This is a genomic window from Ruegeria sp. CDSA077 (genome assembly GCF_059612265.1).
In genome coordinates this window covers 250,391-273,692 of sequence record NZ_JBXWQG010000002.1, presented here as the reverse complement: position 1 = coordinate 273,692, position 23,302 = coordinate 250,391, and the positions used below count along the sequence as shown (strand labels likewise).

The following is a 23,302-nucleotide window of genomic DNA, read 5'->3' as shown; positions in this document are numbered from 1 at the left end:
TACTTATCAAGGTTTGGTCAAAGAATCGTCACACGGGTAGGTAAGTAGAGAACCGTGAGGCAAATACAGGTTACAGGAGCCGTCAATGGAGCAGCTTAGTTCAGTTTGGGATTCTTTCCTGAACCACGCCCGCTATGTGTTTACGTCTCCTTTGGATCCCACGAACCGGATTTTCTATGTCTATGTCGGCAGTTCTCTGCTGATTGCCTTCGCCATCTATGCCGTGAAGCGCAGAAACGCGTCACATGTAGACGGAGAGAGTAGCTTTCTCGGGTTTCTGTTTCCCCGCAAGGTCTGGGACCACCCTTCGGCATGGCTCGATATCCGCTATTTCTTTTTCCACAAACTGATCGGGCATTTTCTGATATTGGGTCTGCTCGCCGGATCAGCCGCCTTGTCCTATCAATGGGCAAGCGGTGGGCTTGACCCCAATAACTCACCCCGGGCAGAGCCCTTGGTTGGCTGGTTGGGGGCTTTGGCTACCTTCACCTACATGCTCATTCTATTCCTGATTATGGATTTCATCGGCTACGCAGCCCATTACCTGCAGCACAAGGTCCCGCTGTTGTGGCAATTTCACAAAGTTCATCACAGCGCCGAGGTGATGCACCCGTTGTCGAATTTTCGCGAACATCCGATAGACAATATCCTCTACAATGTTGCGATTGGGTTTGGTGCCGGCGCAGTAACCGGGTTTGCGTTTCGACTGTTAGGATACCAGCCGAACATGCCGGCATTGCTGGGCGTGCCGGTGCTGATGTTCTTGTTCAATGTCGGAGGTTATAATCTGCGACATTCCCATATCTGGTTGCGTTGGCCGGGTGTGTGGTCGAAAGTATTTCCCTCGCCTGCGCATCACCACGTGCATCACAGTTGCCACCCGGACCATCTGGACAAAAACTTCGCCTTCATGTTTCCGTTCTGGGATGTGTTGTTCGGCACCTACATCATGCCCGAGGATAACAGAGACGTGAAATTCGGTGTGACCGAGAAGGACAAAGGTCACGAGATGGACACCTGCATGAAGCTCTATTTCCTGCCGTTCAGAGATGCGTGGCGTATTCTGAACAAGAAACGGCGGCCATCGTCTTACCAAGCGCCCGATGCAGATGCCGCCAGTCGCCATTCGGTCAAATAGCGAGCATCTGCGGTGGTTGCCGGCCTGACGTGATCCGCTGATCGCCTGTGCCCGGCAACACCTTGGCGGTGGTTTCGGCTGGGCATAGTGACGCAAACGCCCTCAAGCCGCGGCGGCTCCGATCTTGGCGATCTTGCTGACCCAGCGGTCCACGTGACCCGGTTTGGGATAACTTGCCCCGGCAAAATAGGTGAACCGGGTCGGCTTGAAGCCAACAAATCCCAATATCTGATCGCGTACCTGGCGGATCAGGGCCTGGCGATAGATCAGGCGCATGAACCAACCCGGCGTATCTGATGTCAGAATGACGCGCGCGGTGCGTCCGCTCAGCATTGGGGCGGGCAATCCAATCTTAGTGGTGTTTCGCGTGTCAAAGGTGCGTCCGGGGATGAACATCCGGTCGATCAGACCTTTGAGCTTTGCGGGCAATCCGCCCCACCACATTGGCGTGGTCAAGACCAGATGCTCGCTCCATTCGAAATCTTGCAATACCTGCTCAAGAACCGGTTCTAGCGGTTTGAAATCGTGATAATTGCCCTGACCAAAATCAAAGTCGAATTGCATCTCGCTTAGATGGACCAGACGCACGTCATGTCCCTTGCCTCGGGCGGCGTCGGCATAAGTTTCGGCAAAGGTCCGCGACAGGCTGCTATCGGCGGGATGTCCGTCGAGGACGAGTATTTTCTTCGGTTGCATGGGCTCTCCTAAAAATGACCATGGTCACTTATAGAATCGAAAAGTGACCGCGGTCAATAAAAATTTGACCATGGTCAAAAAACATGCGAGCTAACCATATGCAGAAACCACCCCAGAAACGAACTCTCAAAACTCGGGCCCGGCTATTGGCGGCTGCCGAGGCGCTCATTGAAAACAGCGGATACGAGGCGCTGAGGGTAGAAGAGGTCGTCCAGAGCGCGGGCGTCGCCAAAGGGACGTTCTTCGCGCATTTTCGCGACAAGGATGCCTTGATGGAGCTACTGATCGCAGATCGGCTGAATGCCTGCCTCGATCAGGCCGAGGCTGGGACCGCGCCCAAATCGGTGAATGATATCATGACCGCCCTGCAGCCGGTTCACAGCTTCATGACATCCGAACGGTATGTCTTTGACTTGTTGATAAGATATTCGGGGGCGACGGCTATCGCCGATATCGGACCGATCGCATATTGCTTTGAGCGCTACTTTCGTGTGGTGATGATGTGGCTTGACGCTGCGGATGTCCGACAGGACATTCCGACCGAGCTGTTGGCCGAAGGTGTTCAGGCCTTTGCCATTCAGGCCATGTCCCTGAAGTTCTGCGCCTTGCACGCCTCGACCGGTTTTACTGACCGGTTGAGGGTCTATCTGGATGCATGGTTGACCCCGGCGACCTAGTCACCGGGGTCCTTTTGTTAGCTGTGAATTGGCCCGTCGCCGCAGGCCAGGGCCGCCTCACGCACCGCTTCGGAATATGTCGGATGCGCGTGACAGGTCAGCGCCAGATCTTCGGCCGAGGCGCCGAATTCCATCGCCACGCAGACCTCGTGAATCAAATCACCCGCAGCCGGGCCAATGATATGCGCGCCCAGAATGCGGTCGGTTTCCTTGTCTGCCAGAATCTTGACGAAACCATCCGAGGCAAAGTTCGCCTTGGCGCGGCCATTGCCCATGAACATGAACTTTCCGACCTTATAGGCACGGCCCTGTTCCTTGAGCGTCGCCTCGGTCTCGCCGACATTGGCGACCTCGGGCCAGGTGTAGATCACGCCCGGAATGACGCCATAGTTCACATGCCCATGCTTGCCCGCAACCTGTTCGGCGGCGGCCATGCCCTCGTCTTCGGCCTTATGCGCTAGCATCGGGCCTTCAGTCACGTCGCCGATGGCATAGACGCCCGGCACGTTAGTCTGCCAATCGGCGCCTACCTTGATCTGACCGCGGGGTGTCATTTCAACACCCAAAGCGTCCAGCCCCAAACCATCCGAGAACGGTTTGCGCCCAGTAGCGACAAGGACGGTATCGGCGTCAATCACATGCTCGCTGTCATCCTTCAGCAGCTTATAAGTCACCTTGGCCTTGGTCTTGGTGGCTTCGGTCTTTTGCACCGCAGCACCCATGACAAAACTCAGGCCCTGTTTCTTGAGGATGCGCTGGAAGGTTTTCTGAACCTCAGGGTCCATCCCCGGGGTGATTTCCTTGAGGAATTCGATCACCGTGACTTCGGAACCCAGACGGCTGTAGACCGAGCCCAGTTCCAGCCCGATCACGCCTGCGCCGATGACAACCATCTTCTTCGGAATCTTGCCCAGCGCCAGCGCGCCGGTTGAGGTCACGACGACCTTTTCATCCACCTCAACACCAGGCAGCGCGGAAGGCTCGGACCCGGACGCGATGATGATGTTCTTGGCCTCGTGAACCTCATCACCGACCTTGACCTGACCGGCAGCAGGGATCGAGCCCCAGCCTTTCAGCCAATCGATCTTGTTCTTCTTGAACAGAAACTCGATGCCCTTGGTGTTGCCGTCAATGACTTCGTCCTTATAGGCCTGCATCTGCTTCCAATCGACTGAAGGGCTTTTGCCCTTGAGGCCCATCTTGGCAAAGTTATGCTCGGCCTCGTGCAGCTGATGGCTGGCATGCAGCAACGCCTTAGACGGGATGCAGCCCACGTTCAGGCAGGTGCCGCCCAGCGTCTCACGCCCTTCGACCACGGCGGTTTTCAACCCCAGCTGCGCGCAGCGGATGGCGCAGACATAGCCGCCGGGGCCTGCTCCGATTACGATGACGTCATAGTTTGCCATTTGTCCGGTCCTTGTATTTGGTGGGGTCGGATACGCTTGTCTGCGCAATGCACCCCCATTGAATAATCTATGCGGCAGCTCGAATCAAAACACAGCTGCCAACAGCATTGCAGTGGTCGCCAACAGCCCGATCATCCAGATCACCGTACGCCATGGTGTCCAGCCAAATGCATAGGCCGGAACATAGGAAGCGCGTGCGATCAGGTAGACCCAGCTACAGGCGGCAGTAAAAGCGCTGGATTGCCCCGAGGTCGTAATGACCAAAGATGCGATAGCGAACAAAACCAACCCTTCGGAATGGTTGCTAAGTGCCCGGTGTAGACGTCCCATTGCAGCAGGTTTGTCAAACGGGGTATCACGAGGTCCCAACGCGTGCAGCACATCGACCTTGCCGTGGCCAGAGATCAAATAGGCGACAAATTGAGCGACCCAAAGAAGGGCTGCCAGCGACAAGACGGTCAATTCCGTGGTCATTCAGCTTGTTTCCTCGCACTAGGAACGGATGCGATAAATCGGTTTAAACTGGCGTCAGAAGCTTCACCTGAATATGCGCGATCCCGCCGCGTTCGTGATGCATGGCCAATTCCTCAGAATCAAAGAAACTCAGGGCCTTTTCAAGATCAACCACCTCAAACATTGCAACCGCATGATCACGCTGATCGGGGTCTTTCCAGATGTGGAGGTCGCGGATACCCGCGGCCTCCCGCATTGGCTTGTCTTCGCGAAACACTTTCAGCCAGACATCAAAATCAGCAACGTCAGCCTGCCAGAGTACATGAGTTGCCATGGTCATAGATCCATCAGCAGGCGGCGTGGGTCTTCCAGTGCCTCTTTCACGCGCACTAGGAAGGTCACAGCACCTTTGCCGTCCACGATCCGGTGGTCATAGGACAGAGCCAGATACATCATCGGGCGGATCTTGACCTCACCGTTGATGGCCATCGGACGGTCCTGAATCTTGTGCATACCAAGAATACCCGACTGCGGCGGGTTCAGAATCGGCGAGGACATCAGCGAGCCATAGACGCCGCCGTTCGAAATGGTGAAGGTGCCGCCCTGCATCTCTTCCATGCTCAGCTTGCCGTCACGGGCGCGCCTGCCCTTTTCGGCGATTGCCTTTTCGATCGCGGCAAATGACATCGAATCTGCATCACGGATGACCGGAACAACAAGACCGGTCGGCGTGCCTGCGGCGACACCCATATGCACAAAGTTCTTATAGACAATGTCGGTGCCATCAATCTCGGCATTCACTTCGGGCACTTCTTTCAGTGCATGACAGCAGGCCTTGGTGAAGAAGGACATAAAGCCCAGACGGACGCCGTGCTTCTTCTCGAACTGGTCTTTGTACTGGTTGCGCAGGGCCATCACCTCGGTCATGTCCACCTCGTTATAGGTGGTCAGCATGGCGGCGGTGTTCTGGCTGTCTTTCAGGCGTTTGGCGATGGTCTGGCGCAGGCGTGTCATGCGCACACGTTCCTCGCGGCTGGCATCCTGTGCAGCAACGGGTGCGCGTGGTGCCTGGGTCGCAGGTGCGGGTGCCGCGACAGCGGGCGCTGGGGCCGCGACTGCCTTGGCCACATCTTCCTTCATGATACGTCCGTCGCGTCCAGTTCCCGTGACCTGATCGGCGGACAGGCCAGCCTGGGCCATGGCTTTTTCGGCCGAGGGTGCATTGGCCACATCTTTGCCGCCAACGGAATCACTTCCGCTTGCAGGTGCAACCGCTGCCGGAGCGGCTACTGCCCCTGCTGCTGAACCCGAGATCACCGCCAGCTTGGCTGCGGCATCTACGGTTGCGCCTTCAGGGGCAACGATTTCTGCCAGAACACCCGCCGCAGGAGCGGGAACCTCGACCGAGACCTTGTCGGTTTCCAGCTCACACAGCATCTCGTCCTGTGCGACGCTGTCACCGACCTGTTTGAACCAGGTCGAGACCGTCGCTTCGGTCACGGATTCGCCCAGCGTGGGCACCATCACATCAACGCTGCCGCCCGAGGCTGCCGGTGCTGCGGCAGGCGCAGGTGCGGCGGCTGGGGCCGGGGCGGCACCTTCTCCGGCGACGATTGTCGCCAGCAGGGCATCAACACCAACGGTTTCGCCTTCGGCGGCGACAACCTCACCCATCACGCCAGCGGCGGGCGAGGGGACCTCGACCGTGACCTTGTCGGTTTCAAGCTCGCACAGCATTTCATCGACCGCGACTGCATCACCGGGTTTCTTGAACCAGGTGGCGACGGTGGCTTCGGTAACGGATTCGCCCAGCGTGGGAACACGAACTTCAATGGACATCATTACTTTCCTTCAATGCTCAGCGCTTCGTTCACCAGCGCTTCTTGTTGGGCTTTATGTTGGCTGGCCAGACCTGTCGCAGGTGAGGCCGAGGTGGCGCGGCCGACATAGACCGGGCGGGTATGTTTGGCGCCGATCCGGGTCAGGACCCATTCGATATTGGGTTCGATAAAAGACCATGCACCCTGGTTCTTGGGCTCTTCCTGACACCAGATGATTTCGGCTCCCTTGAACCGTTCCAGTTCATTGATCAGCGAATGCGCGGGGAACGGATAGTACTGTTCGATCCGCATCAGATAGACATCGTCGATGCCGCGCGCGTCACGCTCTTCCAGCAGGTCGAAATAGACCTTGCCGGAACACATCACGACCCGCTTGATTTTGTCATCCTTGACCAGGGTTGTGTCCGAGTTACCCTTTTGCGCGTCGTCCCACAGCACCCGGTGGAAGCTGGAGCCGGTGGTGAAATCCTCGGCCGTGCTGATCGCCAGCTTGTGGCGCAGCAGCGATTTCGGTGTCACCAGGATCAGAGGCTTGCGGAAGGTTCTGTGCAACTGACGGCGCAGGATGTGGAAGTAGTTCGCAGGCGTCGTGCAGTTGGCCACGATCCAGTTGTCCTGACCACACATCTGCAGAAAGCGTTCCAGACGCGAGGAAGAGTGTTCAGGCCCTTGCCCTTCGAACCCGTGCGGCAGCAGGGTCACCAGACCGGACATGCGCAGCCATTTGCTTTCGCCCGAGCTGATGAACTGATCGAACATGATCTGCGCACCGTTGGCGAAATCGCCGAACTGCGCCTCCCACAGGGTCAGAGCGTTGGGTTCAGCCAGGGAAAAGCCGTATTCAAAGCCCAGAACCGCGTATTCCGACAGCATCGAGTCGATCACCTCATATTGTGATTGACCAGCCCGGATGTTGTTCAGTGGATAGTACCGCTCCTCAGTTTCCTGATTGATAAAGCCGGAATGGCGCTGGCTGAACGTACCGCGCGTCGCGTCCTGTCCCGACAGGCGAACTGGATAGCCTTCGGTCAGCAATGATCCAAAGGCCAGTGCCTCACCCGTGGCCCAGTCAAAGCCTTTGCCGCTTTCGAACATTTGCTTTTTGTGATCCAGCAGGCGGCCGACAGTTTTATGGAGCGCAAATCCTTCGGGGGCCCGGGTTAGCGATGCACCAACCTCGGCCAGGGTTTCTGGTGCAATCGCAGTATCGCCGCGAACATATTCGTCTTTGTTCTTATCCAGATGCGCCCAACGCCCGTCCAGCCAGTCGGCCTTGTTGGGCTTATAGTCTTTGCCGGCTTCGAACTCATCATTTAGATGGGCCTGGAAGGCGGCTTTCATATCTTCGATCTCGCCTTCGGGGATCAACCCGTCCTTGACCAGCCGTTCCGTGTATAGTGACAGCGTGGTCTTATGGGTCTTGATCTTCTTGTACATGATCGGATTGGTGAACATGGGCTCGTCGCCCTCGTTATGCCCGAACCGGCGATAGCAGAATATATCCAGAACCACGTCCTTGTGGAACTTCTGGCGAAACTCGGTCGCAACCTTGGCTGCGTGTACCACCGCCTCGGGGTCGTCGCCATTCACGTGGAAGATCGGGGCTTCAACCATCAGTGCGATATCCGTGGGATAAGGGCTGGAGCGCGAGAAATGCGGTGCAGTGGTAAAGCCGATCTGGTTGTTCACCACGATATGCATGGTGCCGCCGGTCCTGTGACCGCGCAGGCCTGACAGGCCGAATCCTTCGGCAACGACACCCTGACCGGCAAAGGCCGCATCGCCATGCAGTAGAATGGCCATGACTCTGGTCCGGTCGGTGTCGTTCAACTGATCCTGCTTGGCGCGGACCTTGCCCAGAACAACAGGGTTCACCGCCTCAAGGTGGCTTGGGTTAGCAGTCAATGACAGGTGTACGCTGTTGCCGTCAAATTCGCGGTCGCTTGAGGCGCCCAGGTGGTATTTTACATCGCCCGAGCCATCCACGTCCTCAGGCTTGAAGCTGCCCCCCTGGAATTCGTTAAAGATGGCGCGGTATGGCTTGGCCATTACATTCGCTAGAATGTTCAGACGTCCGCGGTGTGGCATGCCGATGACAATATCGCTCAGGCCTAGGGCCCCGCCGCGTTTGATGATCTGTTCCATCGCGGGGATCAGTGCTTCGCCGCCGTCCAGACCAAAGCGCTTGGTGCCCATGTATTTCACGTGCAGGAACTTTTCGAACCCTTCGGCCTCGACCATCTTGTTCAGGATGGCCTTGCGGCCCTCTTTGGTGAACGCGATTTCCTTGCCATAGCCTTCGATCCGTTCCTTCAGCCAGGCAGCCTCTTCCGGGTTCGAAATATGCATGTATTGCAGCGCGAAGGTGCCGCAATAGGTGCGTTTCACGATCTCGACGATCTGGCGCATGCTGGCCATCTGCAGGCCCAGCACGTTGTCGATAAAGATCGGGCGATCCATATCGGCATCGGTAAACCCATAAGTTTTGGGGTCCAATTCCGGATGCGTGCTGGCAGCCCGCATGCCCAACGGGTCCAGATCGGCGGCCAGATGACCCCGAATACGATAGGCCCGGATCAGCATCAGCGCCCGCAGACTGTCCAGAACTGCGCGCTTAATCTGGTCTTCGCTGACGGCAACGCCTTTGTCGGCGGCTTTTTCCTTGATCTTCTTACCCGCCGCCTTGGCGTCGATCTCGGCCCATTCGCCAGTCAACGCACCGGTCAGATCATCCGTCGGCATCGGCGGCCAGTCGGACCGCGCCCACGAAGGCCCCTCGGCCTCGCGCTGGACATCAGGCGAGGCGTCGCCCATGGCCTTGAAGAACTCGGCCCAGGCGGCATCCACCGCGCCGGGGTTCTTGGTATACTGGGCGTAGAGCTGCTCCAGATATTCGGCATTATGCCCCTGCATAAAGCTTGAGGCGTGGAAGGCAGAGTTGGGCGTATGTTCGGTCATTGTAGGACCTCAAATGCGATTTCGGGTTTGGTATGGTTTAGTCTTGCGGATCTTCGGGGTAGTTTCCGGCCTCGAATATCCAGGTCATTCTTCGTCGAACGATATCTATCGTATCTGCGTCGAAATAATCGGGCACCGGAATGCCTTTTCGTCGTTCGGCCATCGACTTCTCGTGCGGCAATTCAAAGCTGTCTTCCGGCAACCCAAAGGATCGATAAATCTCTTTCAGATCTGACTGCAGGTTTTCCTTGCGGACGAACTTGTCCACGATCAGCTTGTTGTTGATCGAGACTATGTCCCAGTTATTGCCCCAGGCCTTTGACCGGATGAACTCTTTGAACTGAGCAATTTCGGTCTGCGGGTCTTCCGAGGGCAATCCTTGCTGATGTTTCCGAAAGTGGTAGTCGGATACAGCACGATCGAATGGATTTCGTACGTTGGCGATCTTTGTATAGGAATCAAAGGTCTTTGCCCCAAGATTGGCTCGAACCTGTTTCGCAGGCATATGGTTGCGCCATGCGTATTTGCGCCAGAACTGCCATTTTGGCCGGACCAAACTTGCAGTTTTCCCACGAGCACCGACAATACCGTATTTCGATACGCGGATTTGCCCATTTTCAAGCCGTGGAAGTCCGGGTTCTTCGCACAAGGGCTGAAGCGCTATCTCGGTAGAGGTTCCCGCTGTCTTTGTCGTCTTGAGGTAGACAAACTTATGCTCATGGCAAACCAAAACCATGTCAGATGGCCCCTCTGGCTACAGGGGCCGCTTGTAGAGAGTTTACGCTCAGCAGGTTCATTGAGGGACCTCTGAAGGATTGGGACCGTATTGGTTGGTGCCTGGCTGGCTGGGGCGGGTCAGCCACCATAGGACCAGGAGGGGCGACACAAACAGAACGATAAATGTCGGAATGACGATCAGCAGCGTGGCGCGGGTGAACAGGATGTCCAGATTGCCGCCATGCTGGAAATGCGAAGCGAGGCCGATACCAAAGACCATCACGGCCCCGGCGCCAAAGAACAGCAGGATCGGCAGTAACGCATACAGCCCGCTGCGCCCGGTATCATGCATCCGCCGCCAGGCGACGGCCAGATGCGGGAAGAACACGATTAGACCAACAATGCCCTGCACAGGCTGCGAAGACGTGACGGACACGGATCTGGACGTCTCGGTTTCAGTCACAGCGACTTGCGTGAAGAACTGCGCGTCGATGATCCCGGCGATGATGCTCCAGATCAGGATGAACAGGAAAAAGAACCAGTATTCAGGCCGCGAGGCACGACCCGAGAACGTGAAGTACTTGGAGAAACAGGTGCGGATGGCGTCGGAGAAGGTCATGGTTGTTGGTTGACTCATGCCTTGCCCCTAATTTTGGACCGCGCAGTCGAAAACTGACTGGCGGCGTTCAAATAGCAGAAGTGAGCTGCCGACCTGAGTATCGGAAACAAGTCTAGCGGATCCTTCAAATTGCGAGCACCAAAAATCGGCAGCTGCTTGCAACTCTTCATCGTCGACACGAATGCTCAAATAAGTAAATGAGATGCGGTCATCGCCCAATGTTTTTGTCGAGCCACCTGTGACGCCAGGAATGGCGCGAACGATGAATTGATCCATCGGTGCTTCACTAGATGCTTCGGCGCTGGCTAGGTTACCTAAGCAGGCGACCGCTACAACGAGTCCTGCCCAGCGGCATCGCCGGGCAGCGTTCGTCCACCCCGTTTTGCCGAAGGTAAACCAAAGAATTGACGGGCAGGTGCTTCGCACCCACCCGCGGTTGGGCGCCGCCCTCAGCTCATATGGGCAACAGGGAGTCACAGCTCACCCAATCGCTTCCAGCACAGCCTCACCCAGCTGCGCCGGGCTTTCGGCCACGACGATACCGGCCGAGCGCATGGCTTCGATCTTGTCCTCGGCTCCGCCTTTGCCACCGGCGACAATCGCGCCCGCGTGACCCATGCGGCGGCCCGGAGGGGCCGTGCGGCCTGCGATAAAGCCAGCGGTGGGTTTCGAGCGGCCTTTCTTGGCCTCATCCGCCAGGAACTGCGCGGCTTCTTCCTCGGCAGAACCACCAATCTCACCGATCATGATGATCGAATGGGTTTCGTCATCGGCCAGGAACCATTCCAGCACGTCGATATGCTCGGTCCCTTTGATCGGGTCGCCGCCGATGCCCACACAGGTGGACTGGCCCAGGCCTACGTCTGTTGTCTGTTTCACAGCTTCATAAGTAAGCGTACCCGAGCGGGAAACGACACCCACGCTCCCGCGTTTGTGAATGTGGCCGGGCATGATGCCGATCTTGCAGGCGTCGGGCGTGATCACACCGGGGCAGTTCGGCCCGATCAGGCGCGAGCTTGAGCCTTCCAGCGCGCGCTTCACCTTCATCATGTCCAGAACCGGGATGCCTTCGGTGATGCAGACGATCACTTCCATCTCGGCATCAATCGCTTCGAGGATCGAGTCAGCCGCGAAGGGCGGCGGCACATAGATCACGCTGGCATTGGCCTCTGTCACATGCTTGGCCTCGTGGACCGAGTTGAACACGGGCAGGTCAAGGTGGGTCATCCCGCCTTTGCCGGGGGTCACACCGCCGACCATCTTGGTGCCATAGGCGATGGCCTGTTCAGAGTGGAATGTGCCCTGCGAGCCGGTAAAGCCCTGACAGATCACTTTGGTATTTTCGTCGATGAGGACTGCCATTTGGCGTTCTCCTATTTTTACCATTGATGGGTCAGGTGACCCTTAAGGTATTGGTTGTAGGCTCACGCCCATTCAAACTTTGATCCGTGCGCTGAAGTAGTGTTCGCCGCCGAGTACACCCACGTCCCGGATGCTGATCGGACCCAAGTCGCTTTGCAAAGCGTTAAAAGTCCCATTGACCGTTGATAGATTTTCGTTGGACACAAACACAATTGAGCAGGCAGTATCGGTCAGTTTGACCGAAAGATCTTGTTTCTGATGAAAGTATGTCGTTGTTTTCGAGTTCTGGACAAATCCATTTGCCGCCGCTGCGTCTTCCAAAGCACTGCGTCCCAATTCTGCCTGACCACACAGCGCGCGGAAATACGCCGTAGCTTGTCCGGCCGAGACCGGATTGGCGCCTGGACCCGCGTTTGATGACCGCTTGATTTCTGGCGGGTTCGACGGCGACGTGCTCTCAGTTGTTGTTTGACAGGCGGCCAAGCTAAGCAGTGCGCCTGCAAACAACAGTGGCTTACTGAAAAGACCCACGAATTTACCCCTTAACCGCCTTCACGATCTTCTCGGCACCGTCTTTCAGGTTGTCCGCTGCGATTACGTCTAGGCCAGAGGTGTTAATGATCTCTTTGCCCTTCTCGACATTCGTGCCTTCCAGACGCACGACCAGCGGAACTTGCAGGCCGACCTCTTTCACCGCGGCCACAACGCCCTCAGCAATCACGTCACAGCGCATGATGCCGCCGAAGATGTTGACCAGAATGCCTTTGACCTGCGGGTCCGAGGTGATGATCTTGAACGCTTCGGTCACTTTCTCTTTGGTCGCACCGCCGCCCACGTCGAGGAAGTTGGCAGGCTCAGCCCCGTAGAGCTTGATGATGTCCATCGTCGCCATCGCCAAACCGGCGCCGTTGACCATGCAGCCGATCTCACCATCCAGCGCGATGTAGTTCAGGTCGTATTTGCTGGCTTCCAGTTCCTTGGGGTCTTCCTCGGTCGTGTCGCGCAGTTCTGAAATATCCGGGTGGCGATACATCGCGTTGCCGTCAAAACTGACCTTGGCGTCCAGCACCTTGAGGTCGCCGCTGTCGGAGACGATCAGCGGGTTGATCTCCAGCATTTCCATGTCCTTCTCGACGAAGGCGGCATAGAGCTGGCTCATCAGTTTGACGCATTGTTTGACCTGTGCGCCCTGCAGACCCAGTGAGAATGCGATGCGGCGGCCGTGATAGGCCTGATAACCGGTGGCTGGGTCAACCGAGAAGGACAAGATTTTCTCAGGCGTGGCTGCGGCCACCTCTTCGATATCCATGCCGCCTTCGGTCGAGCAGACGAATGAGATGCGGCTGGTCTGGCGGTCTACCAACAGGGCCAGGTACAATTCCGTTTCGATGCCGGACCCTGCTTCGATATAGATGCGGTTGACCTGTTTGCCTGCGGGGCCGGTTTGATGGGTGACCAACGTGCGCCCCAGCATCTTCTTGGCTTCCTCGGCGGCCTCTTCAACCGATTTGGTCAGACGGACGCCGCCTTTTTCCCCGGCATCGGATTCCTTGAAAGACCCCTTGCCGCGGCCGCCCGCGTGGATCTGCGCTTTGACGACCCAAAGAGGTCCGTCCAACTCACCGGCTGCGGTTTTAGCTTCCTCGGCGCGCAGGACCGCGCGACCGTCGGAAACCGGGGCGCCATAGCTGCGAAGAAGCGCTTTGGCCTGATATTCGTGAATGTTCATCGAAACTGTCCCGTCTGACTACGATTGACCGATATAGGCGTGTCTAAGGGGCAAGTTTAAAGGCTTTTTTGATGTTGAGTAGGTTTTTCACGAAGATTTTCATTATTTGTGATCACAGCATTTCAGGGTGTGATCACAAAACTTGAGTCGGTATTGAGCGTTGATTCGTCGGGAAATTCACCCAATAGAATATGACGTTTTCAAGCTAGCGCTAACCTATCCGCGTCTGAGGCGGACGATACCCTTTTTCACAGACATCACCAGTTTGCGCAGTTTGCCCAACAAGCCTTTGTCAACCAGTGGTCGGACTTTTTTCGACGCGCCGGGCGTGAGCTGTGCGTCGGCTTCGATAAGGCTGTTGATATGACGTTCGAGATCGGGCCCTACCAAACCGGCGACAGTTCTAGCGCTGTCCAGCCGCTTGTCATGACGGCTGTGAAATTTGTAGTGATGCAGCAGGCGCGGGGCGCTGTGCAGAAAACCAAACATCTCGGCCTGACGATAATCGAGGAAGTTGTACTCGGGCGGCAGAACTGCCAGTCGCAACGCGCTGGCAAACAGCTTTTCGCGGATCAGCGCCTGATCTGAGGTCAGGTTTTCCGAGATGATAGTCTCTTGCACATCTCGCAGGAAATCCAGCACTGCGTCCGAAGTGCGAATTCCAACCAGCCCGCCATTGAGATGGGGGAATGCGTTGGGCAGCGGAGTTTTCCAAACACGTTGCGCATGGGCCGAGTTGCGCAAAGGGTCATGGACCATCGCGATATCAAACTGCTCCAAGACGGTGAAGATATCCGACATATCTGCCAGACAGCGCACATCGGCATCCAAATAGACCGTCTTTTCGAACCGGGACCGCACAAGGCTTTCGAACTTGGGTCGGAACCAGCTTTTGTCCAGCATGTGGATTTGGTCAAACACTTCTGTTCCCGGGATGTTTTCGAGGTCGGTGAACAGGTCGACCGCTACATCCGGCATGGCGACCTTTAACGACCGAGCCGCTGCCACCGCTGTTTCGATGTAATCCTTACCGCTTGCGGCAATCACAAATCCCTGGGGCGACATGGCAATCTTCCAAAAAATGACCCGGCCCACCAAAGGTGAGCCGGGCACTGTTTAACGGTATTAGGCGGATCAGGCCAGAGAGCTGTCGATGCCTTTACATGCTTCGATCAAACCCTTCACGGCGTTGACCGAGTTGTCGAAACCGGCCTGCTCTTCTTCGTTGAGCTTGATGTTGACGATACGCTCGATACCGCCTGCGCCGATCACGGTGGGTACGCCGACATACATGCCTTCGACACCCAGCTCTCCGTCGCAATAAGCGGCGCAGGGCAGGACGCGTTTCTGGTCTTTCAGATAGGCTTCGGCCATTTCGATTGCCGATGTGGCAGGCGCATAGAAAGCCGAACCTGTTTTCAACAGGCCAACGATTTCAGCCCCGCCGTCTCGGGTACGCTGCACGATTGCGTCCAGTTTCTCTTGTGTGGTCCAGCCCATCTCGACCAGATCGGGAAGCGGGATGCCCGCAACGGTAGAATAACGAACCGAAGGAACCATGGTGTCGCCGTGGCCACCTAGAACAAAGGCAGTGACGTCGCGCATGGACACGTTGAATTCTTCCGACAAGAAGTGGGCAAAACGGCCCGAGTCCAGAACGCCCGCCATGCCGCAGACCTTGTTGTGCGGCATGCCCGAGAATTCACGTAGAGCCCAGACCATCGCGTCCAGCGGGTTGGTGATGCAGATGACAAAAGCATCGGGCGCGTTGGCGGCGATGCCTTCACCGACCGACTTCATGACTTTCAGGTTGATGCCCAGCAGGTCATCACGGCTCATGCCTGGCTTGCGTGGGACACCTGCGGTGACGATGCAAACGTCGGCGCCTGCGATGTCCTCATAGGACTGGGTGCCTTTTAGCTTGGCGTCGAACCCTTCGGAAGGGCCGGATTCTGCGATATCCAGCGCCTTGCCTTCCGGAGTGCCCTCGGCGATGTCGAACAGCACGACGTCACCGAGTTCCTTCATTGCTGCGAGGTGGGCGAGCGTGCCGCCGATCTGACCTGCGCCGATCAGCGCGATCTTGGGTCTGGCCATTTGGAAAATCTCCGGTCGGTATTGAAATCGCGGTTTTGCTAGTCCTAAAACCGGCGCTGCGCAAGCCTTCTGCGGCGCGGCATGCCACCGCATACCGTTTGCACGTCTCCTACCGATTGCGCTAAACCGCCTGTGACTCATGCATATTTACGGGACACCGCATGTTCGAGATGGACCTGATGTTTTTTGCCGTGGCGATCCCTGCTGTGATCTTCGCCGGCATCTCGAAGGGTGGGTTCGGCTCGGGGGTGGCGTTTGCCGCATCATCGATTCTGGCACTGATCCTGACACCGGGACAGGCGCTTGCATTGATGTTGCCAATTCTGATGGTAATCGACATCGCTACGCTGGGCCCCTATTGGAAACGCTGGAACTGGCCGGATTCACGCCTGCTGATCGTGGGGGCAGTGCCCGGTGTGGCAGTGGGCGCCTGGCTGTATCGCGCCACGAATGACGACCTTCTGCGCCTGCTGATCGGAGGAATTTCAGTGGGGTTCGTGATCTGGCATGTGGCCCAGAGAAAGGGCTGGATCCGCGGCTTTGCCAATCGCCTGCCGCCATTTGCGGGAATTCTTGCGGGGTTGGTCGCCGGATTCACCAGCTTTGTCAGTCATGCGGGCGGCCCGCCCGCCGCCGTCTATCTGATATCGCAGCGTCTGTCGAAAACCGAGTTTCAGGCGAGCACTGTGCTGGTCTTCTGGGTCATCAATGTCGCTAAATTCATTCCGTATGCCTATCTGGGTCTGTTCACATGGCACACTGCGCTGGCCGACTTGTTGCTGGCTCCATTTGCCGTGCTTGGTGCATGGCTGGGTGTGCGCGCGCATTTCATGATATCCGAACGCCTGTTCTTCGGTATTGCCTACGTTTTGCTGATGCTGACCGGAACAAAACTGATCTGGGAGGCCCTGAGCTAGACATTGGGCGGCAGTGCTTCGGCCATATCTTCGTAGGACTGGCCCGAAGCCACAAGGCAGGTCATTCCATCCGGTAATGTCACCGTAATAGTCCAGCTTCCGCTTTGATCAGAGGCAAAGACTTCCATCACCGCACCTTGTCGGGCGATGCCAATGCTCTTACGCGTTTCGCCATAAGTCTCGGCCAGTCGAGTTATGACCTCGTCGCGGGGGGCGCAGCTTTGAGCCTGCACCTGCTGGGCGGCCAGAACCATGATACCCAGCCCCATTGTCATATTGAACAGCGTCTTGCTCATCGGTGAACCCTTTTGATTGCGATCTGCCAAGACGGTGACCGGTGCAGACCGAAATACGGTTAAAGGAACGCACGTTGCGTCGTTAATGCTGCGGTGCGGCAAGTTTGCGCTTGAACTTTCCTACAGAAAATGCCCCATTCTGCGCAACATTATTTCAAGAGGCCGAAGCCAATGGACCCCCGTCAGCGACCCTACCGTTCCGTATTGTACATTCCTGGTTCCAAAGACCGGGCGTTGGACAAGGCCCGCAACCTGCCTGTTGATGCGGTTATTTTTGACCTCGAAGATGCGGTCACGGCGGACGAAAAAAACAACGCGCGTGAAACGCTCGGGGCTGCCTTGGCTGCTGGCGGTTATGGAGCGCGGGTCAAGATCGTACGAATCAATGGCCTAGATACCGAATGGGGCCGGGCCGATGCCCAAGCCGTGCGGGACATGGACGTGGATGTGGTTCTGCTGCCCAAAGTGAATTCTGCCGCAGATGTGGATGCGTTGGCCGCAATAACCGGTAATCTGCCGATTTGGGCCATGATGGAGACCCCGCGCGGGATGCTGAACGCCGCCGAAATTGCCGCGCATCCGCTGATGGCGGGCTTCGTCATGGGCACCAACGATCTGGCTAAGGAATTGCAGACACGGTTCCGCCCTGACCGCCTGCCGTTGCGGACGTCGCTGGGCCTGTGCCTGTTAGCCGCCAAGGCTGAGGGGCTGATCATCGTCGATGGCGTCTATAACGCCTTCAAGGACAGCGAAGGCCTGGCGGCCGAATGCGCGCAGGGCCGCGATATGGGTTTTGACGGCAAGACCCTGATCCATCCCGCACAGGTCGATGTCACCAACGACGCCTTCGCCCCATCGGATGAGGAAATCGATCTGGCCCGCCGCCAGATCACCGCCTTTGAAGAGACCGAAGCACAAGGGCAGGGCGTCGCGGTCGTCGATGGCAAGATCGTGGAAAACCTGCACGTTGCAACCGCCCGTGAAATTCTGGCAAAAGCAGAGACGATTTCAGCTTTGCAAGCGGGGTAAGCCAGCATGGGCTTTGTTCTTCTGATTCTTGGTGTGGCGCTCTGGTGGGCCGCACATCTGTTCAAACGCGTGATGCCGGACCAGCGCGCGGCGATGGGCAAAGGCGGTGCGGGCGCGGTGGCGCTGGCACTGCTGGCGTCAATCCTGTTGATGATCTTCGGTTATCGCATGACCGATTTCATCCCAATCTGGTCGCCGCCGACCTTTCTGGTCCACGTCAACAACCTGCTGGTGCTGATCGCTATCTATATGATGAGCCCCGCAGGCCAAAAGGGCCGTTTGCTGAACAAGCTGCGTCACCCGATGCTGGGCGGCATGAAGCTCTGGGCCTTTGCGCATTTGCTGGTCAATGGTGATCTGGCCTCAATCGTCCTGTTCGGCGGCTTGCTGGCCTGGGCGGTGGTCGAAGTGATCGTGATCAACAAATCCGAGCCGGACTGGACACCGGGCGAGCCGGGTACTTACGGCAAGGATGCGATGTTCTTTATCGCGTCGATCGTTCTGCTGGGCATTATCGGCTATATTCACGGGCTGGTTGGTCCGTCGCCGTTTGGTTCATAAAGGTTTGACAACATGGCAACACTCTATCGTCTGCTGACCGAGGAAGACACCGCAGCCTTCTGTCACAAAGTGTCGGACGCGCTGGCTAAAGGGTGGGAGCTGTATGGTGACCCGTCCTATGCCTTTGACACTGCAAACAACGTGATGCGTTGTGCGCAGGCCGTGACCAAAGAGGTTGCGACCGACTATTCCCCTGAAATGAAACTGGGACAGCAATAATGGCAAAGACCAATCCGGGCCGTTTCTTCGAGGATTATTCTGTAGGGCAAGTGCTGCACCACGCGGTGCCTCGCACCGTGACCGATGGCGAACGGGCGTTGTATCATGCGCTCTATCCGGCGCGTCATGCTCTGTATTCCTCGGATGAGTTCGCCCGGAATTGTGGCCTGCCGCAAAGCCCGATCGATGATCTGGCGGCGTTTCACGTGGTGTTTGGCAAGACTGTCCCTGATGTATCGCTGAATGCTGTGGCTAATCTGGGCTATGCTGAGGGGCGTTGGCTGAAGCCGGTTTATTCCGGCGATACGCTGCGGTCGGAATCCGAAGTGATTGGGGTCAAGCAGAACTCGAACGGAAAAACCGGTGTGGTGTGGGTGCGAACCCGTGGCCTGAACCAGCGCGATGAGGTGGTTATTGAGTATGTCCGCTGGGTGATGGTGCGCAAATCGAACCCTGACGCGCCCGCCCCGGACACGGTGGTGCCCGCGTTGAAACAGGCGCTGGAGCCTCAGGATCTGGTTGTGCCACAAGGGCTGAACTTTTCCTCCTATGAATTTGTTCAGGCCGGTGAGGCGCATCGGTGGGGCGATTACGCGATTGGTGAAAAGATTGATCATGTGGACGGCGTCACCGTGGAAGAAGCCGAGCATATGCTGGCCACGCGACTTTGGCAGAACACTGCCAAGGTTCATTTCGATCTGACCTTCCGCCGCGAAGGCCGTCTTATCTATGGCGGGCACGTGATCTCGATGGCGCGGACCCTGTCGTTCAATGGATTGGCAAATGCGCAGATGATCGTCGGGTTGAACGGTGGAGCCCATGCCAACCCTTGCTTCTCAGGCGATACGATTAAGGCCTGGTCTGAGGTGCTGGACAAAGCCGAAACCGGCATCCCCGGCGTTGGGGCGGTCCGGTTGCGGCTGGTTGCCACGAAGGGCGGAGAGCCATTCGAGTTGAAAAATGACGATGGCCGATATCTGCCCAATGTTCTGTTGGACCTCGACTACTGGGCTTTGATGCCAGTCTGACCCCACATTCATTTGAACGCAGCCTGCAATATTCGTGCTAGGCTGTGACCATGTCTCTGCTTCGCTCTTTCGTCGCCTGTTTCTTTCTGGCCCCGACCGCCGAGGCGTGTGATCTTGCTTTGGCTCTGGCCGTTGATGTCTCGGGATCGGTGGATTCGAACGAATACCGCATACAAATGGACGGCCTGGCCGCTGGATTGCGTGACCCCATCGTCTCCGAGGCGCTCGTGCGCGGGAATGCGCGGTTGATGCTGGTCCAATGGACCGGAGCCTCTCGTCAGAAGGTGACGATCCCCTGGACACATATGGATAGCTTTGAAGCCATAGATAGTTTCGCCAGACAGGTGGCTGCGGATGCTAGAGTCTGGCGCAATTTTTCGACTGCAATCGGTGAGGCGCTTGAGACCACAATGTCCAGTTTCAGCGAGGTAACCGAATGCAAACGGCACCTGATTGATATCTCGGGTGATGGGGTTTCCAACGAAGGGGTTGAACCGTCCGAGATTCACGATGTGTTGCGTGGGAAAGGTGTCACGGTAAATGCCATCGCCATCGAGGAAAGCGAACCCGACTTGACGGCCTATTTCTTTGAGAACGTCATTGTAGGTGAGGGAGCGTTTGTCGTTTCGGCGGCCGGGTTCGAGGATTATCCGGCCCGCATCCGAAAGAAACTGTTGCGGGAAGTGACCCAGCAAACGGCCGGTCTGAAATAAGTGTGGCAGGGATTCGGAGCTGCAGGCGCTAACATCTGTTTCGTCTGATTTGATTTGTGATCACAAGAATATTTTGTGTGATCACTTTATCGCTTAATCTGTCATTTTGCGCGAATTCTGAGCTTTTTTGCAGCTGCAGCACGTGACAGTGTCGCAAAAACCAGTAAAACCTTCGGAAGCCAACCGAAAAGGAGCCGCCATGAGCGATGTAAATCGGGGCAACCGCCCGCTCTCACCGCATATCCGCATCTACCGCCCACAGATGACGTCTCTGTCGTCGATCATGGTTCGGATGACTGGATTGGCCGTGTTCGCAATCGCAGCACTTGTGGTGTGGTGGCTGTTGGCGGCGGCAACCTCTGAGGCGGCCTTTGCAGGCATAGACGGGTTTCTGCGCAGCTGGTTCGGTGATCTTGTCATGACCGGAGCGGCCTGGGGTTTGTGGTACCACACATTGGGCCGGTTGCGTCATGTCTTTTGGGATTTCGGCTACTGCCTAGATGTTGATCTCTCTGAAAAGCTGGGATGGGGCATGTTCGTTGGTGCCACGATCCTGACCATCATCACCGTTCTTGTGGTTTAAGGAGACGTTCGATGCGATACCTGACTGACCGTAAACGCGCCGAGGGTCTGGGAGCGGGCAAATCCGGAACCCAAACACATTGGAACACAATGGTCCGGGCCATGATCCTGACCGTTCTGATTCCTCTCTTCATCTTCACATTTGGTGCCGGTCTGGGCGGAACCTACGAAGAGGTTCTGGCTTATTTCAGTCGCCCCTTCCCGGCGATCGTATGCGCGCTGACACTGATCGTTGCCCTGTTGCAGCTGATGTACGAAGCGCAGGAGGCCATCGAAGACTATATCCATGGTGTCGCCGAGAAAGTGACGCTGGTTGCGATGTGGGCGTTTGGCTACACGCTGATGGTTGCAGGGCTGTTTGCCCTGGTGAAACTCGCCCTGTGATGATGCGCGGTAAGGAATAAGAACAATGACAGCAGCATATGAATACGAAACCCACGAATACGACGTCGTTGTCGTAGGCGCAGGTGGTGCAGGTCTTCGCGCAACGCTGGGTATGGCGGAACAGGGTCTGCGTACGGCATGCGTGACCAAGGTGTTCCCGACCCGCTCGCACACGGTTGCCGCACAGGGCGGCATCGCGGCGTCGCTGTCGAATATGGGTCCTGACCACTGGCAGTGGCATATGTACGACACGGTCAAGGGCTCGGACTGGCTGGGCGACACCGACGCGATGGAGTATCTGGCCCGCGAAGCGCCAAAGGCGGTGTACGAGCTGGAGCATTACGGCGTGCCCTTCAGCCGGACCGAAGAAGGCAAGATTTATCAGCGTCCCTTTGGTGGCCACACAACGGAATTCGGCGAAGGCCCTGCGGTACAGCGGACCTGTGCCGCTGCTGACCGGACCGGCCACGCGATCTTGCACACGCTCTATGGTCAGTCGCTGAAAAACAACGCTGAGTTCTACATCGAGTATTTCGCCATCGACCTGATCATGTCCGAGGACGGGCAATGTCAGGGCGTTGTCTGCTGGAAGCTGGACGATGGCACCATGCATGTGTTCAACGCCAAGATGGTGGTGCTGGCGACCGGCGGCTATGGCCGGGCGTATTTCAGCGCCACTTCGGCCCATACCTGTACCGGTGACGGTGGCGGTATGGTGGCCCGCGCGGGTCTGGCGCTGCAGGATATGGAGTTCGTTCAATTTCACCCGACCGGCATCTACGGCTCGGGTTGTCTGATCACCGAAGGTGCGCGGGGTGAGGGCGGGTACCTGACCAATTCCGAAGGCGAACGGTTCATGGAGCGCTATGCGCCTCAGTACAAAGACCTGGCACCGCGCGACTATGTCTCGCGCTCCATGACTATGGAAATCCGCGAAGGGCGCGGTGTGGGTGCAGAGGGCGACCACATCCACCTGAACCTTAGCCACTTGCCTGCCGAGGCTTTGGCCGAGCGTCTGCCGGGTATTTCCGAAAGCGCCAAGATTTTTGCCGGTGTGGACGTGACCAAAGAGCCGATCCCGGTTCTGCCAACCGTGCATTACAACATGGGCGGTATCCCGACCAACTATTGGGGTGAGGTTCTGAACCCCACCGCCGATGATCCAACCGCTGTCGTGCCCGGCCTGATGGCTGTAGGTGAGGCGGGTTGTGCCTCGGTCCACGGCGCGAACCGTCTGGGCTCGAACTCGCTGATCGACCTTGTGGTCTTTGGCCGCGCGGCGGCGATCCGGGCTGGTAAGGTTGTGGATGCAGATAGCGCCAATCCGGTTCTGAACCAGGGGTCGGTCGACAAAGCCTTTGATCGCTTTGACACCGTCCGTAACGCCAGCGGAGCGATCCCGACCGCCGATCTGCGGCTTGAGATGCAAAAGACCATGCAGGCTGACGCGGCCGTATTCCGCACCGCCAAAACCATGGCCGAAGGCGTTGAAAAGATGACGGCGATTGCCGCCAAAATGGACGACCTGAAAGTCACCGACCGCTCGCTGGTCTGGAACAGCGATCTGATGGAAACGCTGGAACTGACCAACCTGATGCCAAGTGCGCTGGCCACCATCGTCGGTGCCGAAGCGCGCAAGGAAAGCCGTGGTGCCCATGCGCATGAGGATTTCAGCGAACGCGACGACAAAAACTGGCGCGTTCACACGGTGTCCCGCGTAGACGGTAATAAGGTGAACCTCAGCTATCGCCCGGTGATCGTCGATCCGCTGAGCACCGAAGCAGAAGGCGGAATCAGCCTGAAGAAAATCGCGCCCAAGGCGCGGACTTTCTGATGTGATTGGGCAGTCCGCGACCAACCACCGGACTGCTCAAATTCTA

26 protein-coding genes are annotated in these 23,302 nt (G+C 57.2%); 11 read left to right on the top strand and 15 right to left on the bottom strand.

The features are described from left to right. Nucleotides 1-85: 85 nt before the first annotated feature. On the top strand, nucleotides 86-1,138 hold the full coding sequence (locus tag AC2FLE_RS08515; protein WP_271948450.1) for a sterol desaturase family protein: 1,053 nt from the start codon (nucleotides 86-88) through the stop codon (nucleotides 1,136-1,138). A gap of 102 nt (nucleotides 1,139-1,240) precedes the next feature. Here the strand turns inward: AC2FLE_RS08515 and AC2FLE_RS08510 are convergent, their stop codons facing one another. Next, nucleotides 1,241-1,834 carry an NAD(P)H-dependent oxidoreductase gene (locus AC2FLE_RS08510; protein ID WP_142635456.1) on the bottom strand — a complete coding sequence of 198 codons (594 nt, stop codon included), beginning with the start codon at nucleotides 1,832-1,834 and terminating at the stop codon, nucleotides 1,241-1,243. A gap of 98 nt (nucleotides 1,835-1,932) precedes the next feature. Here AC2FLE_RS08510 and AC2FLE_RS08505 point away from each other — a divergent pair, with 98 nt between their 5' ends. After that, a complete protein-coding gene (locus tag AC2FLE_RS08505; RefSeq protein ID WP_142635458.1) occupies nucleotides 1,933-2,511 on the top strand; it encodes a TetR/AcrR family transcriptional regulator in 579 nt (192 codons plus the stop codon). 17 nt (nucleotides 2,512-2,528) lie between these two features. Here AC2FLE_RS08505 and lpdA read toward each other — a convergent pair whose 3' ends face one another. From lpdA to mdh, 13 genes are all read right to left on the bottom strand, one after another. Next, nucleotides 2,529-3,917, bottom strand: coding sequence for a dihydrolipoyl dehydrogenase (lpdA, locus tag AC2FLE_RS08500; protein ID WP_496696448.1), 1,389 nt, complete (start codon nucleotides 3,915-3,917; stop codon nucleotides 2,529-2,531). A gap of 84 nt (nucleotides 3,918-4,001) precedes the next feature. Next, nucleotides 4,002-4,391 carry an MAPEG family protein gene (locus AC2FLE_RS08495; protein ID WP_496691803.1) on the bottom strand — a complete coding sequence of 130 codons (390 nt, stop codon included), beginning with the start codon at nucleotides 4,389-4,391 and terminating at the stop codon, nucleotides 4,002-4,004. A gap of 43 nt (nucleotides 4,392-4,434) precedes the next feature. Continuing rightward, nucleotides 4,435-4,704, bottom strand: a complete 270-nt coding sequence (locus tag AC2FLE_RS08490) for a hypothetical protein (RefSeq protein WP_142635953.1) — start codon at nucleotides 4,702-4,704, stop codon at nucleotides 4,435-4,437. 2 nt (nucleotides 4,705-4,706) lie between these two features. Next, nucleotides 4,707-6,209, bottom strand: a complete 1,503-nt coding sequence (odhB, locus tag AC2FLE_RS08485; protein ID WP_496696446.1) for a 2-oxoglutarate dehydrogenase complex dihydrolipoyllysine-residue succinyltransferase — start codon at nucleotides 6,207-6,209, stop codon at nucleotides 4,707-4,709. 2 nt (nucleotides 6,210-6,211) lie between these two features. Further along, nucleotides 6,212-9,169 carry a 2-oxoglutarate dehydrogenase E1 component gene (locus tag AC2FLE_RS08480; protein WP_496696444.1) on the bottom strand — a complete coding sequence of 986 codons (2,958 nt, stop codon included), beginning with the start codon at nucleotides 9,167-9,169 and terminating at the stop codon, nucleotides 6,212-6,214. 37 nt (nucleotides 9,170-9,206) lie between these two features. Further along, entirely contained in the window at nucleotides 9,207-9,905 is a 699-nt protein-coding gene (locus AC2FLE_RS08475; RefSeq protein ID WP_282021642.1) for a sulfotransferase family 2 domain-containing protein, read from the bottom strand. A gap of 57 nt (nucleotides 9,906-9,962) precedes the next feature. Continuing rightward, on the bottom strand, nucleotides 9,963-10,505 hold the full coding sequence (locus AC2FLE_RS08470) for a DUF805 domain-containing protein (protein ID WP_496696592.1): 543 nt from the start codon (nucleotides 10,503-10,505) through the stop codon (nucleotides 9,963-9,965). 27 nt (nucleotides 10,506-10,532) lie between these two features. Then, nucleotides 10,533-10,781 carry a hypothetical protein gene (locus AC2FLE_RS08465; protein ID WP_496696442.1) on the bottom strand — a complete coding sequence of 83 codons (249 nt, stop codon included), beginning with the start codon at nucleotides 10,779-10,781 and terminating at the stop codon, nucleotides 10,533-10,535. Nucleotides 10,782-10,985: 204 nt separating this feature from the next. After that, entirely contained in the window at nucleotides 10,986-11,867 is an 882-nt protein-coding gene (sucD, locus tag AC2FLE_RS08460; RefSeq protein WP_109312903.1) for a succinate--CoA ligase subunit alpha, read from the bottom strand. Nucleotides 11,868-11,939: 72 nt separating this feature from the next. Further along, a complete protein-coding gene (locus AC2FLE_RS08455; protein WP_496696440.1) occupies nucleotides 11,940-12,188 on the bottom strand; it encodes a hypothetical protein in 249 nt (82 codons plus the stop codon). A gap of 214 nt (nucleotides 12,189-12,402) precedes the next feature. Next, on the bottom strand, nucleotides 12,403-13,596 hold the full coding sequence (sucC, locus tag AC2FLE_RS08450; RefSeq protein ID WP_496696438.1) for an ADP-forming succinate--CoA ligase subunit beta: 1,194 nt from the start codon (nucleotides 13,594-13,596) through the stop codon (nucleotides 12,403-12,405). Nucleotides 13,597-13,812: 216 nt separating this feature from the next. Continuing rightward, nucleotides 13,813-14,661 (bottom strand): putative nucleotide-diphospho-sugar transferase, encoded by an 849-nt coding sequence (locus tag AC2FLE_RS08445; RefSeq protein ID WP_496696436.1) that lies wholly within the window; start codon nucleotides 14,659-14,661, stop codon nucleotides 13,813-13,815. Between the two features lie 69 nt (nucleotides 14,662-14,730). Continuing rightward, on the bottom strand, nucleotides 14,731-15,693 hold the full coding sequence (mdh, locus tag AC2FLE_RS08440) for a malate dehydrogenase (protein ID WP_142635480.1): 963 nt from the start codon (nucleotides 15,691-15,693) through the stop codon (nucleotides 14,731-14,733). Between the two features lie 161 nt (nucleotides 15,694-15,854). Here mdh and AC2FLE_RS08435 point away from each other — a divergent pair, with 161 nt between their 5' ends. Further along, complete coding sequence (locus AC2FLE_RS08435) at nucleotides 15,855-16,610, top strand: sulfite exporter TauE/SafE family protein (RefSeq protein WP_496696434.1); 756 nt, start codon at nucleotides 15,855-15,857, stop codon at nucleotides 16,608-16,610. Here the strand turns inward: AC2FLE_RS08435 and AC2FLE_RS08430 are convergent. Further along, nucleotides 16,607-16,906, bottom strand: a complete 300-nt coding sequence (locus tag AC2FLE_RS08430; RefSeq protein WP_271948426.1) for a hypothetical protein — start codon at nucleotides 16,904-16,906, stop codon at nucleotides 16,607-16,609. The two genes, AC2FLE_RS08435 and AC2FLE_RS08430, sit on opposite strands and share 4 nt — an antisense overlap. A 171-nt stretch (nucleotides 16,907-17,077) precedes the next feature. On the opposite strand from AC2FLE_RS08430, the gene AC2FLE_RS08425 reads away from it, so the two are divergent. The 8 genes from AC2FLE_RS08425 (at nucleotide 17,078) to sdhA (ending at nucleotide 23,256) form a co-directional block, all read left to right on the top strand. Continuing rightward, the gene (locus AC2FLE_RS08425) at nucleotides 17,078-17,935 is read left to right on the top strand and encodes an HpcH/HpaI aldolase/citrate lyase family protein (protein ID WP_496696432.1); all 858 of its coding nucleotides are present in this window, start codon (nucleotides 17,078-17,080) and stop codon (nucleotides 17,933-17,935) included. 6 nt (nucleotides 17,936-17,941) lie between these two features. After that, nucleotides 17,942-18,496 (top strand): NnrU family protein, encoded by a 555-nt coding sequence (locus AC2FLE_RS08420; RefSeq protein ID WP_496696430.1) that lies wholly within the window; start codon nucleotides 17,942-17,944, stop codon nucleotides 18,494-18,496. Between the two features lie 12 nt (nucleotides 18,497-18,508). Beyond that, on the top strand, nucleotides 18,509-18,715 hold the full coding sequence (locus tag AC2FLE_RS08415) for a DUF1737 domain-containing protein (RefSeq protein WP_142635490.1): 207 nt from the start codon (nucleotides 18,509-18,511) through the stop codon (nucleotides 18,713-18,715). After that, the gene (locus AC2FLE_RS08410; RefSeq protein WP_496696428.1) at nucleotides 18,715-19,743 is read left to right on the top strand and encodes a MaoC family dehydratase; all 1,029 of its coding nucleotides are present in this window, start codon (nucleotides 18,715-18,717) and stop codon (nucleotides 19,741-19,743) included. Before AC2FLE_RS08415 ends, AC2FLE_RS08410 begins: the two co-directional genes overlap by 1 nt. 50 nt (nucleotides 19,744-19,793) lie before the next feature. Continuing rightward, nucleotides 19,794-20,456: a DUF1194 domain-containing protein gene (locus AC2FLE_RS08405; protein WP_142635494.1), complete on the top strand. Its 663-nt coding sequence runs from the start codon at nucleotides 19,794-19,796 to the stop codon at nucleotides 20,454-20,456. Nucleotides 20,457-20,655: 199 nt separating this feature from the next. Further along, nucleotides 20,656-21,039, top strand: coding sequence for a succinate dehydrogenase, cytochrome b556 subunit (gene sdhC / locus AC2FLE_RS08400; RefSeq protein WP_142635496.1), 384 nt, complete (start codon nucleotides 20,656-20,658; stop codon nucleotides 21,037-21,039). 11 nt (nucleotides 21,040-21,050) lie between these two features. Further along, the gene (locus tag AC2FLE_RS08395; protein ID WP_142635498.1) at nucleotides 21,051-21,422 is read left to right on the top strand and encodes a succinate dehydrogenase, hydrophobic membrane anchor protein; all 372 of its coding nucleotides are present in this window, start codon (nucleotides 21,051-21,053) and stop codon (nucleotides 21,420-21,422) included. Nucleotides 21,423-21,447: 25 nt separating this feature from the next. Further along, complete coding sequence (sdhA, locus tag AC2FLE_RS08390; protein WP_496696425.1) at nucleotides 21,448-23,256, top strand: succinate dehydrogenase flavoprotein subunit; 1,809 nt, start codon at nucleotides 21,448-21,450, stop codon at nucleotides 23,254-23,256. Nucleotides 23,257-23,302: the final 46 nt, after the last annotated feature.

Bases quoted from the DNA above. Each gene is read 5' to 3' on its own strand.
- AC2FLE_RS08515 (WP_271948450.1), top strand. From the start codon at position 86: ATGGAGCAGCTTAGTTCAGTTTGGGATTCTTTCCTGAACCACGCCCGC.
- AC2FLE_RS08510 (WP_142635456.1), bottom strand. From the start codon at position 1,834: ATGCAACCGAAGAAAATACTCGTCCTCGACGGACATCCCGCCGATAGC.
- AC2FLE_RS08505 (WP_142635458.1), top strand. From the start codon at position 1,933: ATGCAGAAACCACCCCAGAAACGAACTCTCAAAACTCGGGCCCGGCTA.
- lpdA (WP_496696448.1), bottom strand. From the start codon at position 3,917: ATGGCAAACTATGACGTCATCGTAATCGGAGCAGGCCCCGGCGGCTAT.
- AC2FLE_RS08495 (WP_496691803.1), bottom strand. From the start codon at position 4,391: ATGACCACGGAATTGACCGTCTTGTCGCTGGCAGCCCTTCTTTGGGTC.
- AC2FLE_RS08490 (WP_142635953.1), bottom strand. From the start codon at position 4,704: ATGGCAACTCATGTACTCTGGCAGGCTGACGTTGCTGATTTTGATGTC.
- odhB (WP_496696446.1), bottom strand. From the start codon at position 6,209: ATGTCCATTGAAGTTCGTGTTCCCACGCTGGGCGAATCCGTTACCGAA.
- AC2FLE_RS08480 (WP_496696444.1), bottom strand. From the start codon at position 9,169: ATGACCGAACATACGCCCAACTCTGCCTTCCACGCCTCAAGCTTTATG.
- AC2FLE_RS08475 (WP_282021642.1), bottom strand. From the start codon at position 9,905: ATGGTTTTGGTTTGCCATGAGCATAAGTTTGTCTACCTCAAGACGACA.
- AC2FLE_RS08470 (WP_496696592.1), bottom strand. From the start codon at position 10,505: ATGACCTTCTCCGACGCCATCCGCACCTGTTTCTCCAAGTACTTCACG.
- AC2FLE_RS08465 (WP_496696442.1), bottom strand. From the start codon at position 10,781: ATGGATCAATTCATCGTTCGCGCCATTCCTGGCGTCACAGGTGGCTCG.
- sucD (WP_109312903.1), bottom strand. From the start codon at position 11,867: ATGGCAGTCCTCATCGACGAAAATACCAAAGTGATCTGTCAGGGCTTT.
- sucC (WP_496696438.1), bottom strand. From the start codon at position 13,596: ATGAACATTCACGAATATCAGGCCAAAGCGCTTCTTCGCAGCTATGGC.
- AC2FLE_RS08445 (WP_496696436.1), bottom strand. From the start codon at position 14,661: ATGTCGCCCCAGGGATTTGTGATTGCCGCAAGCGGTAAGGATTACATC.
- mdh (WP_142635480.1), bottom strand. From the start codon at position 15,693: ATGGCCAGACCCAAGATCGCGCTGATCGGCGCAGGTCAGATCGGCGGC.
- AC2FLE_RS08435 (WP_496696434.1), top strand. From the start codon at position 15,855: ATGTTCGAGATGGACCTGATGTTTTTTGCCGTGGCGATCCCTGCTGTG.
- AC2FLE_RS08430 (WP_271948426.1), bottom strand. From the start codon at position 16,906: ATGAGCAAGACGCTGTTCAATATGACAATGGGGCTGGGTATCATGGTT.
- AC2FLE_RS08425 (WP_496696432.1), top strand. From the start codon at position 17,078: ATGGACCCCCGTCAGCGACCCTACCGTTCCGTATTGTACATTCCTGGT.
- AC2FLE_RS08420 (WP_496696430.1), top strand. From the start codon at position 17,942: ATGGGCTTTGTTCTTCTGATTCTTGGTGTGGCGCTCTGGTGGGCCGCA.
- AC2FLE_RS08415 (WP_142635490.1), top strand. From the start codon at position 18,509: ATGGCAACACTCTATCGTCTGCTGACCGAGGAAGACACCGCAGCCTTC.
- AC2FLE_RS08410 (WP_496696428.1), top strand. From the start codon at position 18,715: ATGGCAAAGACCAATCCGGGCCGTTTCTTCGAGGATTATTCTGTAGGG.
- AC2FLE_RS08405 (WP_142635494.1), top strand. From the start codon at position 19,794: ATGTCTCTGCTTCGCTCTTTCGTCGCCTGTTTCTTTCTGGCCCCGACC.
- sdhC (WP_142635496.1), top strand. From the start codon at position 20,656: ATGAGCGATGTAAATCGGGGCAACCGCCCGCTCTCACCGCATATCCGC.
- AC2FLE_RS08395 (WP_142635498.1), top strand. From the start codon at position 21,051: ATGCGATACCTGACTGACCGTAAACGCGCCGAGGGTCTGGGAGCGGGC.
- sdhA (WP_496696425.1), top strand. From the start codon at position 21,448: ATGACAGCAGCATATGAATACGAAACCCACGAATACGACGTCGTTGTC.